General features: G+C 63.8%; 8 protein-coding genes and 1 tRNA gene. 5 read left to right on the top strand and 4 right to left on the bottom strand.

Translation table 11 applies throughout. The features are described 5' to 3' along the window. Positions 1–31: 31 nt before the first annotated feature. Both HEP69_RS20350 and HEP69_RS20345 read right to left on the bottom strand, forming a co-directional pair. Entirely contained in the window at positions 32–1843 is a 1812-nt protein-coding gene (locus HEP69_RS20350) for an ABC transporter transmembrane domain-containing protein (RefSeq protein ID WP_290560342.1), read from the bottom strand. A 163-nt stretch (positions 1844–2006) separates the two neighbouring features. Beyond that, positions 2007–2080, bottom strand: a tRNA-Gly gene (locus HEP69_RS20345). A 219-nt stretch (positions 2081–2299) separates the two neighbouring features. Between HEP69_RS20345 and HEP69_RS20340 the strand changes: the two genes are divergently transcribed. Then, entirely contained in the window at positions 2300–3541 is a 1242-nt protein-coding gene (locus tag HEP69_RS20340; protein ID WP_290560341.1) for an MFS transporter, read from the top strand. Positions 3542–3620: 79 nt separating this feature from the next. Next, positions 3621–5339 (top strand): methionine--tRNA ligase, encoded by a 1719-nt coding sequence (gene metG, locus HEP69_RS20335; protein WP_290560340.1) that lies wholly within the window; start codon positions 3621–3623, stop codon positions 5337–5339. A 182-nt stretch (positions 5340–5521) separates the two neighbouring features. On the opposite strand, the gene HEP69_RS20330 is transcribed toward metG, so the two are convergent. Together HEP69_RS20330 and HEP69_RS20325 are read right to left on the bottom strand one after the other, a co-directional pair. Then, a complete protein-coding gene (locus HEP69_RS20330; protein WP_290560339.1) occupies positions 5522–8683 on the bottom strand; it encodes an efflux RND transporter permease subunit in 3162 nt (1053 codons plus the stop codon). After that, positions 8683–9795 carry an efflux RND transporter periplasmic adaptor subunit gene (locus tag HEP69_RS20325; protein WP_290560338.1) on the bottom strand — a complete coding sequence of 371 codons (1113 nt, stop codon included), beginning with the start codon at positions 9793–9795 and terminating at the stop codon, positions 8683–8685. Before HEP69_RS20325 ends, HEP69_RS20330 begins: the two co-directional genes overlap by 1 nt. Positions 9796–10215: 420 nt before the next feature. On the opposite strand from HEP69_RS20325, the gene HEP69_RS20320 reads away from it, so the two are divergent. From HEP69_RS20320 to HEP69_RS20310, 3 genes are read left to right on the top strand one after another with little or no spacing between them, the layout of a single operon-like run. Next, positions 10216–11976, top strand: coding sequence for an AMP-binding protein (locus HEP69_RS20320; RefSeq protein WP_290560337.1), 1761 nt, complete (start codon positions 10216–10218; stop codon positions 11974–11976). Continuing rightward, positions 11973–13106 (top strand): thiolase family protein, encoded by a 1134-nt coding sequence (locus HEP69_RS20315; RefSeq protein WP_290560336.1) that lies wholly within the window; start codon positions 11973–11975, stop codon positions 13104–13106. The genes HEP69_RS20320 and HEP69_RS20315 overlap by 4 nt, the downstream gene beginning before the upstream one ends. Then, positions 13103–13561 carry a MaoC/PaaZ C-terminal domain-containing protein gene (locus HEP69_RS20310; RefSeq protein ID WP_290560335.1) on the top strand — a complete coding sequence of 153 codons (459 nt, stop codon included), beginning with the start codon at positions 13103–13105 and terminating at the stop codon, positions 13559–13561. Before HEP69_RS20315 ends, HEP69_RS20310 begins: the two co-directional genes overlap by 4 nt. Positions 13562–13570: the final 9 nt, after the last annotated feature.

The raw sequence follows: 13570 nt of genomic DNA, 5'->3' as shown, positions 1-13570 counted from the left end.
TTTGAATGGGCGGTTCCGGTGCCTGTCGGGCTTATTCCGCTGCAATTCCATCGGTGAATTGAAGCCGCGCCAACCGCGCATAAAGGCCGCCTTCGGACACCAGCGCATCATGGCTGCCGGTGGCCACGACGCGGCCCTGATCCAGCACGACGATGCGGTCGGCCTTCTTCACGGTGGCCAGCCGGTGCGCCACGATCAGGGTTGTGCGCCCCTCGCTCAGCTCATCGACGGCCTGCTGCACCGCGCGTTCGCTTTCTGCATCCAGCGCGCTGGTCGCCTCATCCAGAAGCAGCACCGGCGCGTCCCGCAGAATGGCCCGCGCGATGGCGATCCGCTGTTTCTGCCCGCCCGACAGCATCACGCCGCGCTCGCCCACATAGCTGTCATACCCGTCCGGCAGGGCCGAGATGAACTCATGCGCCGCCGCAGCCCGCGCGGCGGCCTCGACCTGCGCATCGCTGGCGTCAGGTCTGCCGAAACGGATGTTCTCCCGGGCCGAGGCGGCAAAGATGACAGGATCCTGCGGCACCAGCGCGATATGCTTGCGAAAATCGCTTCGCGCCATCGCCGCCAGATCTGTCCCGTCAAGGCAGATGCGGCCGCTATCGGGATCATAAAACCGCAACAACATCTGGATGATCGTTGTCTTGCCCGCCCCCGAGGGGCCGACAAAGGCCACCGTCTCACCCGGGGCGATGTCCAAAGATACATGATCGAGGGCCGCGATCCCGGGGCGAGACGGATAGTGGAAGGTTACGTCCTCGAAGGTTATTCGGCCTTCGATCACCGCCGGCGCAGCGATCGGCGTTGCGGGATCGCTGACCGTGTCGATGCTGTTCAACAGCTCAACAAGCCGCTCGGTGGCGCCCGCCGCGCGCTGCAACTCGCCCCATATCTCCGAAAGCGCCGCGACCGATCCCGCAACCATCACCGAATAGATCACGAACTGCACCAGCGTGCCGACCGTCATCTCACCGGCGCGGACCGTATTGGCACCGATCCACAGGATGCCGACAATGCCCGAAAAGACCAGGAAAATCACGATCACCGTCATGACGGCGCGGGTCCAGATACGCCTGCGCGCGGCGTCGAAGCTGCGCTCGGTCACGTCCGAGAACGCGGCGCGGTTCTCGGCCTCATGGGTAAAGGCCTGCACGGTCTGCACCGCGCTCAACGCCTCGGATGCATTGCCGGAACTGGCCGCGATCCAGTCCTGATTCTCGCGGCTGAGCACCCGCAACCGGCGCCCCAGCACCAGAATGGGGACGATCACCGCAGGCACCAGCAACAACGCCAGTCCCGACAGCTTGGCCGAGGTCAGCAGCATCAGCGCCAGCCCGCCCACAAAGATCAGAAGGTTGCGCAGGGCAATCGACACGGATGAGCCCAGCACCGACAGGATCAGCGTGGTGTCGGTGGTGATCCGGCTGAGCACCTCACCGGTCATGATGCGCTCGTAAAAGGCGGGGCTCATTCCGATCACCCGGCCAAAGACCGCCTTGCGGATATCGGCTACGACCCGCTCGCCCAGCCGGGTCACCAGCGCATAGCGCAGGCCCGTTCCCAGCGCGAGCAGTGCCGCAATTCCCAGAGCGCCGGCAAAATAGACATCCAGCAGCGCGCCATCTTCGGTTTCGAAATTGTCGACGACCCGACGCACGGCCAAAGGCAGGGTCAGCGACACGATCGCGGTCAGGATCAGCGCCGCGCAGGCCGCCCCCATCAGCGCGCGATAGGGCAGCAAGAATGGCCAGAGCGCGGACAGCGCTCGCATGTTCTTCGATTTCTCGCGCTCTTCCTCGCCAAGTTTCGAGGGAGGGGCGGCGGTATCCATTCGGGCCATTCGCGCTCTTGCGTATCGGGCGTGCTTGCGGGTCATGCCCGCAAACATGCATTTAAGGTCGGTGTTTCTTGACCGCCAGGCGCGTAATGGTCAAGCGGCCAGATGCCGCGCCCCGCGAGCGGAGCGATGTTCAAGCAAAGGGGTCTGGTATGAGAGCACAGGCTGGAGCGGGTAGCGGGAATCGAACCCGCACCTTAAGCTTGGAAGGCTCTTATGATACCATTTCACCATACCCGCCCAGCAGGGTTGGTGCATATTTCAACCGATTTTCGGCGTCAAGCGCGATGTCTGCCCGTCGGGTACAGACAGGGTGATCTGCAAATTGGGTCCGGTTCGGCCCTTCCAGGACCGCTTTGACGATGCCTGCGCATCTGCCGGGCAGGAACGGCGAAAAACGACCTGACTTGGTCGATTAAGCACAAGCGATGCGCACCAACACTGCGACGGTGGGCGCAAATGCGTATGCTGATTTCATTTGCGGCCCTGTTCCTGTCGGTCTTGCTGATGCAACTCTCCTCCGGCGGTCTGGGCCCTCTGGATGCGCTCTCGGGCATTGCACTGTCGTTTTCGACGCAAGAGATCGGCCTTTTGGGCTCGGCGCATTTTCTGGGCTTTTTTATCGGTTGCTGGTGGGCGCCCCGGCTGATGGGGGCGGTCGGTCATTCGCGGGCCTTCGCGGCCTTTACCGCAGCCGGGGCGATTGGCCTTCTGGCCCATATGCTGGTGATCGATCCCTATGCCTGGGCCCTGATGCGGATCGCGTCGGGCATGTGTGTGGCCGGTTGTTATACGGTGATCGAAAGCTGGCTTCAGGCCAAGGTCACCAACGCGACGCGTGGGCGCGCCATGGGCGTTTACCGCCTGGTCGATATGACCGGGTCGCTGGCCGCCCAGATGGTGATCAGCGTATTGGAGCCCGCCTCGTACATCTCCTACAACATCCTGGCGATCATCTGTTGTGCCGCGATCCTGCCGCTCACGCTGACCCGGATCAAACAGCCCGAGATCCCCAGCGCACCACGCCTGAAACCGATGCTGGCGGTCGCACGCTCGCCGCTGGCGGCGGCAGGGGTGGTGGTGGCGGCGCTTTCGGGCGCGTCATTTCGGATGGTGGGTCCGCTTTACGGGCAAGAGGTCGGGCTGAGCATCGATCAGATCGCCTGGTTTCTGGCCGCCTTCGTTCTGGGCGGCGCACTGGCGCAATACCCCGTCGGCTGGCTGGCGGACAAGTATGACCGCCGCTGGGTGCTGATCTGGCTGTCGGTCGCCGCCACGATCAGTTGCGGGATCACGATTGCCGCGCAGGATGTGGGCACCATGGGTGTGATGCTGATGGCGGGGCTGTTTGGGTTCACCAGCTTCCCGATCTATTCTGTGGCCGCCGCGCATGCCCATGATTTCGCCCAGAGCCATGAACGGGTGGAGCTGTCCGCGGCGCTGATGTTCTGGTTCGCTTCCGGGGCGATCGCAGCGCCTTATCTGGCCTCTGTCCTGATCGGGCTTTATGGCCCGCCTGCCCTCTTTGTGCTGATCGCGGTGGGACATGTGGTGCTGGTGGTCTTTGGCCTGACCCGGATGCGGGCACGGCCCACCCGGACCGAACGCACCGCCTTTGTCTATGCACCGCGCACCAGCTTTATCATCGGCCGGTTGATGGGCAGCCAACGCGACCGCTCAAAGACCGACGCGGACAGTTGAGCCATCTGGTCACCGCCCAGTCAATACGCTAAAGCAGCGGCTCAGTCCCGGACCCTTTTTTGTTGCAAAGCAGGCGCGCATGACCCGTCACCTTATCACCTCGGCCATTCCCTATATCAACGGGATCAAGCATCTGGGCAATCTGGTAGGCAGCCAGTTGCCAGCCGATCTCTATGCGCGCTACCAGCGCGGACGTGGCCATGAGGTGCTGTTTTTATGTGCCACCGACGAGCATGGCACCCCCGCCGAGCTGGCCGCTGCCAAGGCAGGCAAGCCCGTGGCGGAGTATTGCCGCGAGATGCACGCGATCCAGGCCGAGATCGCCAAGGGGTTCGGTCTGTCATTCGATCATTTCGGACGCTCCTCCAGCCCGCAGAACCACCGGCTGACCCAGCATTTCGCGGGCCGTCTGGCCGAGGCTGGGCTGATCGGTGAGGTCAGCGAAAAGCAGGTCTATTCCAATGCCGATGGCCGCTTTCTGCCCGACCGCTATATCGAAGGCACCTGCCCCAATTGCGGATATGACAAGGCGCGCGGGGATCAGTGCGAGAACTGCACCAAACAGCTCGATCCCACCGATCTGATCGAGCCGCGAAGCGCAATCTCCGGATCTACCGATCTGGAGGTGCGCGAGACCAAGCATCTATATCTGCGTCAATCCGGGCTGAAAGATCAGCTCGACGCCTGGATCGATGGCAAGACCGACTGGCCGATCCTGACCACCTCGATCGCCAAGAAATGGCTGCATGATGGCGACGGGTTGCAGGATCGCGGCATCACGCGCGATCTCGACTGGGGCATTCCGGTCAAAAAGGGCGATGACGATTGGCCGGGCATGGAGGGTAAGGTCTTTTATGTCTGGTTCGATGCGCCCATCGAATATATCGCCTGCGCGGGCGAATGGGCCGAAGCCACGGGTCGCGCGGACGCCGAGTGGGAGCGGTGGTGGCGCACCGACAAGGGCGCGCAGGATGTGCGCTATACCCAGTTCATGGGCAAGGACAACGTCCCCTTTCACACGCTGAGCTTTCCGGCCACGCTGATCGGGTCGGGCGAGCCCTGGAAGATGGTCGATTACATCAAGTCGTTCAACTATCTGAATTACGATGGCGGGCAATTCTCGACCAGCCAGGGGCGCGGCGTGTTCATGGATCAGGCGCTGGAGATCCTGCCTGCCGACTATTGGCGCTGGTGGCTTCTCAGCCATGCGCCCGAAAGCTCGGACAGTGAGTTCACATGGGAGAATTTCCAGGCGTCGGTGAACAAGGACCTGGCCGATGTACTGGGCAATTTCGTAAGCCGCATTACCAAATTCTGCCGGTCGAAATTCGGCGAAGCCGTGCCCGACGGGGGCGCTTACGGTGCGCAGGAAGAGGTCTTGATTGCGGATTTGCAAGCCCGTCTGCGCCGCTACGAGACCTGCATGGAGGCGATGGAGGTCCGCAAATCCGCGCAAGAGCTGCGTGCGATCTGGGTGGCCGGGAACGAGTATCTGCAATCGGCCGCCCCTTGGGCCACGGTCAAGGAAGACCCTGAGCGGGCCGCCGCACAGGTGCGGATGGGTCTGAACCTGATCCGGTTCTATGCGGTGATCTCGGCGCCTTTCATCCCCACGGCCTCGGCCCGGATGCTGAGCGCGATGAACACGCTTGAGACCGATTGGCCGACCGATGTGGACGCGGCGCTGCGCGCTTTGCCCGGCGGGCATGCATTTACGGTGCCGGATGTCTTGTTTGCCAAGATCACCGACGAGCAACGCGAAGACTGGCAAACACGGTTTTCCGGCACGCGCGACTGATCAGATTTTGACGCAAAATCTGGGAAGAAACTGACGCAGTTTCTACATGCGCGTGACCCAGATTTTGCGTCAAAATCTTCCCAGAAAATGTGTCATTTTCTGGACGCCCGGAGGCAGACCGGCGCTTGAACGGCCCCGACCGCCTGAACGCCGAACAGCTTTCGGGCGAAGGATCAGGCGCGCTACGCCTCGCGAACCTGTCCGGCCGAAAGCTCCTTGGGATCGGGTTTGCGCACGCAAAGCCGCAAAAGCGGCGGAACGGTCAGCAGGGTCAGGAACGCAGACATCGACAGGCCACCGACCACAACCGCGCCCAAACCCCGGTAGAGCTCGGACCCTTCGCCCGGAAAGATGATCAAGGGCATCATCCCCATCACACTGGTCAGGGTCGACATGAAAATCGGACGAATACGGTTATGCGTGGCCTCTTCAATGGCCGCGATCGGCTCCATCCCGTCGACGCGCAGATGATAAAGGGTCTGGTGCACGATCAAGATCGCATTGTTCACCACGATCCCCACCAGGATGACAAAACCCAAGAGTGTCAGCATATCGAGCGGTTGGGTCTGATATGTGTTCAGCAGCGCAAGGCCTCCAACCCCGCCCGCCGCGGCGACGGGAACGGAGATCATGATCACCAGCGGCAGCACGAAGCTCTCGAACAGGATGGCCATCACCAGAAACACGATGATCAGCGCAACCGCGAGATTGATCTGAATGGCCGACCATGTCTGGCTGAGCTGATCTGCGGTGCCCGACACGCTGAGCCGAATATCTGCGGGAATGCCCTGCTCTTGCAGCACCGCCACGACCTCGCGCTGCAAAAGCTCGACCGCTTCCTCTAGCGGCAGCGTGTCGGAGGGGCGTACCTCCAGGGTGACGGTGCGCAACCTGTCGCGATGGCGGATCTCGGTCGGCCCGGCTGTCAGGACCACATCGGCCAGCGCCGAGACCGGTACGATCTGACCGCCCGGTGTGACCACCGGGTAATTGCCGATATCCTGGGTACGCACCGCGTCGCTGACCGATGGGTCGCCCTTCAGCACCAGATCGACCCGCTCTGCACCCACCGTGATTTCGGCAACCCGCAGCCCGTCGTTGAAGGCATCCACCGTCGCCGCGAGACCTGAACTGTCGAGACCCGCATCGGCCAACCGCACCCGGTTGGGGATCAGACGCACCTCCGGGGCGCCCAGCTCCAGCCCGGGAATGGGTCGAAACTGATGCCCGTCCGAGCGCGGCAAGATGCCCGATATGATCCCGGCGGCCCGCCCCGCCACCTCAAGAATGTCATTCAGATCCTGACCCGAGACATTCAGCTCTATCGTCCGGCCCCCTCCGACACCGCGCCCAAAAAGCGAGGGCTGTGCCATAAACCCGAACGTTCCCGGCTCTGCAAAGATCGGGCGGCTGAGCACCGGGATCAGCTCGGATGCACGCAGACCGTCCGTCGCCGAGGCGCCCACGAAGGAATTGCCCGGCGTGGCCACGAAAAAGAAGTTTTCGATGGTGGGTGTTCCATCCTCCAATTCGGTGGCAGGCGTGGCCTCCCACAAAGGGCGCGCCACGGATTCGATCCGTTCGGCGATGGTCTCGGTGGTTTCAAGGTTGTAACCCGGTGGCGGAATGATCAGGCCAAAGACCAGATTGCGATTGCCCTCGGGCAGGTATTCCAGGCGCGGCAGGAACGCATAGCTCGCCACCGCCGCACTGCCTGCGATGGTCACGACCATCAAGATACCGATCGGGCGCACCCGCACGGTCATCCGGACATAGGCCATCACCAGTGACCGAAACCCCAACGCCAGATGATCCAGGCCCCAGATCCGCATCGGCTTTTGATCGCCCGGGCGCAGCAGGCGGCTGGCCAGCGCCGGGATCACGGTCACGGCGACGACAAGCGACAACAGGACCGAGACCGAGATCGCAACCGCGATATCGCGGAAAAGCTGCCCTGCCTCCAGCTGCATGATCAGGATCGGCACAAAGACCAGAACCGTGGTCAGGGCCGAAACCAGGATCGCGCCCCAGACCTGACTGGCGCCCAGATAGGCGGCCTCACGACGGCTCTTGCCCTCTTCACGCAGGCGAAAGATGTTCTCCAGCACCACAATGGCCGCATCGACGATCATGCCGACGGCAAAGGCGATGCCGGCCAGCGATATGACATTGAGCGTGCGCCCGGTGATCGCCATCACCACAAAGGTCGCCACGATGGACACAGGGATCGACAGCGACACCACCAGCGTTGCGCGCGGGCTGCGCAGAAACAGCATCAGCACCAGAGCGGCCAAGGCGCCGCCGATCCAGATGTTCTGCGTCACCAGATCAATCGCACCGTTGATATAGATCGTCTCGTCATAGACCTGTTGCACATCGAGCCCGGCATCGTTGATCGGACCGTCCGCCAGTTCCGAAAGCACCAGGCGCAATTCCTCCATCACGCTGATCACGTTGGCGCCGGCCTCGCGCACCACGTTGAAGGCCAGCCCCGGCTCGCCCCTATAGCGCAATCGGCTGCCGGGTTCCTTGAAGGCAAACCCCACATCCGCCACATCCGCCACCCGGACCCGACCGATCCCGCCCTCCGGCGCGCCCGAGCGCAGAACCACGTCGCGGATCGCCTCTTCGGTATTGAGGTTGCCTTCGGTGCGCACCACATAGCGGCGCTTGCCCTCGTCCACATCCCCGGCCGAGATCGAGATATTCTCGGTGCGCAGGATCTGCACCACCTGCGGCACCGTCAGCCCGAAACGCGAGAGGCGGCGCGGGTCGATGACCACCTGCAACTCGCGCGTCACGCCGCCAAAGACATTGACTGCCGACACGCCTTCGATCCGTTCCAGCCGGTCCTTGATCACATCCTCGACGAAATCGCCATAGGTCGGCATCGGCCGCGTGTTGCCGTCCTGCGCGGTGAGCAGGATCCAGGCAATCGGGCTGTCGTCCGAGCCGGATGTGTTCAGCGAGGGTTCATTGGCCTCATCGGGGTATCCGCTGACCCGGTCGAGCCGGTTTGACACCAAAAGGAGCGACTGGCTCATATCGGTGCCCACCGCGAATTCCAGCGTCACTTCGGCAGAACCGGTGCGCGAGCGGGATGTCATGATCTCCAGCCCGTCGAGCCCGCGCAGCGCCTCTTCCTGCGGATTGACGATCTCGCGCTCGATCTCGGAAGGGGCCGCACCGGGCCAACTGGTTTCGATCACAACAATGGGTTTGCGGACATCGGGGGCCAGTTGGATCGGGATGCGCGACAGCGCGATACCACCAAACAACAATGCGATCAGAACCAGTGCCACGACCGCGACGGGACGCTCGATGGCATAGCGGATGACATCCATCAGTTGGTTTCCACCGGGCTGGGGTTGATATCCTGACCGGGGCGCAGGCGTTCATTGCCACGTACAACGACCAGATCACCGGCCTCGACCCCGCCAAGCACCTCATACCGGTCGCCCAGCGGCACACCCAATGTCACCGGGCGCGGCTGCGCCTTGCCTTCGGCAGCCACAAAGACCGTCCAGCCCCCGCGCGCCTGTACCAGCGCATCCTTGGGCACCGACACGACCTCGCGCGCGGCGCCGACCGGGATCATCACGGTCAGCGACTGACCCACCGCCACATTGTCGAGATCGGCCAGTCCGGGCGCCGCAAAGCGTACCGACCGCGTCCTGGTCGACGGATCCTCGATCGGAAGGATGGCGCGCAGTTCCAGCTCCAGCTCGACGCCGGTCTCGACACTGGCCCGCACGCTCTGGCCCACCTCAAGATAGGGAATGTAGCGCGCAGGCACGCCCGCCGTCACCTCGAACGCATCGGTATCGAGAAGCCGGACAACCGGCGAGCCGGCCTGAATGAACGCGCCCGGAATCGTCGTCACCTCGATCACAACACCGGAAAACGGCGCGGTGATCAGGCTCCGCTCCAGCTGATAGCGGGCCTCGGCCAGCCGCGCGTCGCTGCTTTGGAGCCGTGCGCGCGCCTCGGCAAGCTGCGACCGGGCCTCCAGCATATCCGATTGCGCATCGTCGAACCGGCTTTCGCTGAACGAGCTTGAGCCGCGCAGCGCCTCGATCCGTGCCAAGCTGGTATTGGTGCGATCCACCTGAACCCGGGCGGTGGCGATGCTGGCATCCGCCTCGGCCATCTGCGCTTCGGCCTGGGCCACGAGGATCTCAAGCAGACCTCGGTTCAGCTCGACCAGCAGATCGCCTTCGGCGACGCGCATGCCTGCCAGCACATGCACTTCCTGCACATTGCCCGCCACGCGGCTGGCGACCGCCCCGTCCCGCGCGGTTGTCACCTCGGCAAAGACCGGCACGGTCTCGGCAAGCACGCGCAGCTCGACTTGCTTGACCCCAACGGCGGTCGCACCGCCCTGCGCCACGGCGGCGGCGGACGACAGGGTCACGGCGGTCAGGGCAAGACCCAAGGCGTAGGCAAGCGGGCGCATCGAAAGGCTCCAGAAGTTCATCTCAATGAGTTAGCATAAATCCGGCAAGTACAAATGAACATGCATCACGTCCCATTGACCCGGGGCCCGTTCGGCGCTGCCTGGACCCCAAACGCCCATAAAGCCGCTAAAGGATGCTCACGGACGACCCGGATGTGCAGATATAGATCAGGAAAGACCGACAAAGGCGAGCGGGATCTGCGCGCGGGCCAAACCGGCCTGGACGCACACCATGCGCGTCGTGCAGGCGGGTCCTGGCAACGCAGATACGCAAGGTCTGAGGGGGCGGCCAGGGCCCGGTGACAACAAAACGGCAATGCAAGGAGGGGCCTGCCCCGACGCTTGGCGCTCCCGTCCGGTTTGGGATAGACAACAGCCGGTCATGGCTGCGCGCGATTCTCAGAGCACCGGCAGAAGGGAGTGTCCTGTGATCAGGCTGCGAAACAATCCTTTGCGATGGCGCCAGGAACCTGGCCCGCATGGGCGCGCGCAGCCGCCTATGGGCGGTTTGACCGCACGCCGATGTCGCCCCGGCGCGGATCGGGCGTTGAGAACCGGCACGGGTTCGGACGGGCCTTGCGCCACCACAGCAACCCCGCCCGGCGCGCGCCCCTCTCACGGCCATGGGTCCGCACCGAACGCTGTTCCGCAGCATCCGAAGGCGCGGCCGCTGATCGGGCGGACCGCATGAGCGTCACCGCGGCCCTGCACCGTTTCGCCACGACGCAGCCCGACCGGACCGCGATCCGCTTTGAGCGCGACGCGCTGACGTGGCGTGACCTTGATATCCTGGTAGAGCGGTTCGCACAGGACATCGACGCCCATGTTGCCAAGGATCAAGGCGTCGCGATCTGCCTGCCCAATTGCCCCGCTCAGGTCATCTTGGTGCTGGCCGTGGCCCGGTCGGGTCGCGAAGCGCAGGTTCTTGATCCGCAATGGCCCCGCGAGATGCTGGTGCAGACCCTCCGCGCCGTCGCCCCCGGCCTGTGCTATGGGGCCAAAGAGCTGGATCTGGAGGGCACGCCAACCTGGGTTGTCGATCCACGGCAGGGGTTTGACGCCTTGGCCTGTGCACCTCCCCGCCGCGCCAATGGCGACAGGTTGAACGAGCCGTCATCCGACACGGCATTTTATGTGGGGTTCACCTCCGGTTCAACCGGCGTTCCCAAAGGGTACCGGCGAACGCACGCATCCTGGCTGAAGAGCTTTGAGGCGGACAGGATCGAGTTCGGCATAACCTCCGGCGATGTCGTGCTGGCCCTCGGTCCGCTGACCCATTCGCTGTTTCTGTATGCGCTGATCCGAGGGCTGAATGCGGGTGCGACGGTCGTGATGTGCCACACGTTCCAGAGCGGTGCGGCAATCCGGTTGATCCGCCGCGCGGCAGTCACGGTGATCTACGGCGTGCCAACCCATTACCGACTGCTGCTGGCCGCCGCAAAGCGCCAGAACACCGGCACAATCCCCGCCGTGCGGTGGGTCTTGTGCTCGGGGGCGACATGGACCGGGGCGGACAAATCGCAGCTCCACACAATGTTTCCCAATGCCGAGCTTGGTGAGTTTTACGGCGCATCAGAGTTAAGCTTCGTAACACTCGCTAAAAGCTCGGAAAACGTGCCCGAACACTCTGTCGGGCGGGCGTTTGAAGGGGTGGAGATCGCGATTCACAGGCAGGACGGCCAGCCCGCCCCGCCGTATGAGCCCGGTCTGATTTTTGTCAAAAGCGATCTGGTGTTTAAGGGCTATGCCTGCGGCGCCGAGGGGGCGACCCTGCGGTCGGAGGATGCGATATCCGTAGGCGATATCGGCTATCTGGATGCGCGGCGTTTTCTGTATCTCGTCGGTCGGGCAGACAGGATGCTCGTCACCTCGGGCCGGAACGTGTATCCAGAAGAGGTCGAGGCCGTCCTGAATGCCCATCCCGCCATCGATATGTCAGCGGTGATCGGTGTGACAGATCGGGGCCGTGGCCAAAGCGTGATTGCGCTTGTATCCTGTGTTCACGACGACGCCCCAACCTGGGCGGAGCTTGGACCGTTCATGCGCAAACGCCTCGCCCCTTACAAAATGCCCCGTCAGGTGGCCGCGCTCTCGGACTGGCCGCTGACCCGGTCTGGAAAGACGGATCTGCGGGCCATCGAACGCCTCTGGTCGTCGCGCGCCTACAGATTGCTGACATGAGGCCGGTTTATCTTGCCGCGGTAAAGCGCACCCCGGTGGCAGCTCGCAATGGCGCGCTGAGCGATATCGATGTGACCACGCTTGCCGGGATGACGATACGAGCCCTTTTGGCCGAGGCAGGGTGCGACCCCGATCAGGTGGAGGGGGTCGTCATGGGCAATGCCCTTTATGGCGGCGGAAACCCGGCGCGGGTCGCCGCCCTTGCGGCGGGTCTGGCTCAGCGGGTCCCGGCGATGACACTCGATACGCAATGCTGTTCAGGGCTTGACGCGATCTGGCTTGCGGCCACGGCGGTCGGGTCCGGTCACTGCGATCTGATGGTGGCGGGAGGGCTCGAAAGCTATAGCCGGGCACCCATCCGGCAGACCCGCCCGCGACAACCCGATGAGCGCCCGCAGACCTATCTGCGCCCGCCCTTCACCCCGTGGCCGGATCGCGATCCCGATATGCTCGCCTCGGCGGCGGCGGTCGCACGGGAGCTGGGTATCGACCGGACCGCGCAGGCAGAATATGCGATTGCGAGCCATGGCAAGGCCCTGACGGCCGCCCTGCCCGAAACGGAATGCCTTGCGATCAACGGCGTGACCGCGGATCCATTTGGACGACGCCTGTCGATGAGCCTGTGTGACCGGCTTCCCGTGATTGCCGGGGATCGCCGCTTTGGCGTGACCTCCGCAACCGTTGCGGTCGAGGCGGATGCCGCCGCCGCCGTCATCGTAACCTCCCAAGTAGCTCTGGATAGGATTCGGTCGGCGCACAGACCGGTCCGGATCCGCATGGGATTGTCAGGCGGTGACGACCCGACGCGACCCGCATTGGCGCCCATCAAGGTGACACAGACCCTGTTGCAAAAACTGGACATCGCGGCAGCGGATCTGGCGGTTGCCGAGGTGATGGAGGCGTTTGCGGTGCAGGCCATGGCCTGTGTCCAAGGTATCGGACTGGATCCTGAGATCGTGAACCGATCCGGCGGCGCGCTGGCCCGCGGTCACCCGATCGGTGCATCGGGGGCCGTCTTGGCCACCCGCCTCTGGCACGAGATGCAGGCAGAACCGCCGGGCAGCCTTGGTTTGGCCCTGATTGCCGCGGCCGGCGGGCTGGGCACGGGCCTGGTGGTCGAAGCCACATGATCCGCATTGTCCGCACCCCCGGGGCGCTTTGCGATCTCGAAGGTCTTACCCTCACGTCCGCCCTTGACCTGGCCGTGACACAAGAGATGGTGGACCGGTTTGTCGCCGTCTCGGGGGATCGGCAATGGATCCACACCGACACCCGGCGCGCCGCACGAGAGCTTGCCGATGGGGCGACAATCGTCCCCGGTGGATTGCTTGTGGCGCTCCTGCCGCGCCTGGTGCAGCACGCCTACCGGGTCGAGCGGTTCAGCAAGGCCGTCACTGCCGAGTATCGTCAGGTGCGGTTCAGACATCCCCTGCCCACCGGATCCAGTATCCGGGCCACTGTCGCCATCCGGTCCGCGGTCAAATCCTCTGCCTTCGTGACGGTCAAATCCGCGTGCCGCGTGACCCAAGCACAAACCGGCGCCTGCATCCTGACCGCGGGCATGACGGATGTCTATTTCGACTGACCCCTCCGA

This window comes from Aestuariivita sp. (genome assembly GCF_021404545.1).
In the GTDB taxonomy this organism is placed as follows: domain Bacteria; phylum Pseudomonadota; class Alphaproteobacteria; order Rhodobacterales; family Rhodobacteraceae; genus Aestuariivita.
Note: the sequence above shows the minus strand (reverse complement) of the source record. Positions and strands in the feature narration are given on the sequence as shown.